We start from the raw sequence: 1,139 nt of genomic DNA on the forward strand, positions 1-1,139 counted from the left end.
CTAGTCTTCCGAGTCAGGAATTCTGTTCAGATAGCTGGCGAGGCGTTCGAGGATCTCGTCCGCGGTTCTGGTCCAGACGTAGGGCTTCGGATCGCTGTTCCATGCGGCGATCCAGGTCCGGATGTCCTGTTCCAGGGCCTGGACGGTCTTGTGAACGCCTCGCCGTATCTGCTTGTTCGTCAGCTCCGCGAACCATCGCTCCACAAGGTTCAACCAGGACGACCCGGTGGGTGTGAAGTGCAGGTGGAATCGGGGGTGGGCCACCAGCCAGGTCTTGATGGCCGGGGTCTTGTGGGTGGCGTAGTTGTCCAGCACCAGGTGGACCTCGAGGCCGGCCGGGACTTCCTTGTCGAGCTTGATGAGGAACTTTTTGAACTCCGCGGCGCGGTGGCGGCGGTGGAGTGATCCGATCACCTTGCCGGTGGCGACCTCGAGGGCGGCGAAGAGGGTGGTGGTGCCGGCGCGGACGTAGTCGTGCGTGACCCGCTGCGGGACACCGGGCATCATCGGCAGGACGGGCTGCGAGCGGTCCAGCGCCTGGATCTGGGATTTCTCGTCCACGCAGAAGACCAGGGCCCTCTCCGGCGGGTCGAGGTAGAGGCCAACGACGTCATGGACCTTGTCGACGAAGTACGGGTCCGTGGAAAGCTTGAAGGTCTCCGAGCGGTGTGGCTGCAGGCCGAACGCCCGCCAGATCCGCGACACGGTCGACTGCGACAGGCCCGTCTCCTTCGCCATCGAACGCGTCGACCAGTGCGTCGCGTCCTTCGGCGTCGACTCCAGCGTCCTGGTGACCAGAGCGGCGACCTGCTCGTCCGTGACCGATCGCGGACCGCCGGATCGCGGCATGTCTCCCAGGCCGGCGATCCGGTGCTCGACGAACCTCGCCCGCCACCGGCCCACCGCATGCGCGGTCGAGCCGAGACTGGCTGCCACGTCCTTGTTGGAAGCGCCTTCCGCGCAGGCCAGGATGATCCGGCAGCGAAGTGCCCACGCCTGCGGCGTGGAACGGCGCCGCACCCACCCCTCGAGCGCGGCCCGCTCCTCATCCGACAACGTCAACTCGGCCTTCGGCCGCCCCGTACGTGCCATACCGCAAGCCTACACATCTGAACAGAATTCCTGACTCGGAAGACTAG

The 1,139-nt window shown here is 65.9% G+C and carries 1 protein-coding gene; it reads right to left on the bottom strand.

What is annotated here, in order from left to right; genetic code table 11:
• Complete coding sequence (locus ACQKM2_RS40855; RefSeq protein ID WP_427719286.1) at positions 1-1,092, bottom strand: IS630 family transposase; 1,092 nt, start codon at positions 1,090-1,092, stop codon at positions 1-3.
• Between the last annotated feature and the right edge of the window lie 47 nt (positions 1,093-1,139).

This window comes from Streptomyces sp. NPDC004126, from assembly GCF_050275515.1.
In the GTDB taxonomy this organism is placed as follows: domain Bacteria; phylum Actinomycetota; class Actinomycetes; order Streptomycetales; family Streptomycetaceae; genus Streptomyces.

Coding starts and splice junctions, on each gene's coding strand:
- ACQKM2_RS40855 (WP_427719286.1), bottom strand. CDS start 1,092: ATGGCACGTACGGGGCGGCCGAAGGCCGAGTTGACGTTGTCGGATGAG.